The following is a 240-nucleotide window of genomic DNA, read 5'->3' on the forward strand; positions in this document are numbered from 1 at the left end:
TATTTGGCATAGCTTCACGCCAGCGGCGCGAAAGCTCAAAGGCATTATAAGGGCGTAAATCTTCATCAACCAATGGCGCTAGTAGTTGCGCCTCTGTGCGACCTTGATTAAATACCAATACATCGCGAATCATTTTTTGCCCTTCTTCGCGCGCTGTTTGCTTATCTATTTCAAGCACCATGGTTTCTATTTGGCGAATAGCATTAATCGTTTGGATATCGGATACGTTATCGTTCATCT

The 240-nt window shown here is 43.8% G+C and carries 1 protein-coding gene; it reads right to left on the reverse strand.

What is annotated here, in order from left to right:
* The coding region (locus SB765_RS33275; RefSeq protein ID WP_410932987.1) for a hypothetical protein at positions 1–240 on the reverse strand (240 nt) is incomplete at both ends.

The organism is Pseudomonas sp. SIMBA_067, assembly GCF_046534675.1.
Lineage (GTDB): Bacteria > Pseudomonadota > Gammaproteobacteria > Pseudomonadales > Pseudomonadaceae > Aquipseudomonas > Aquipseudomonas putida.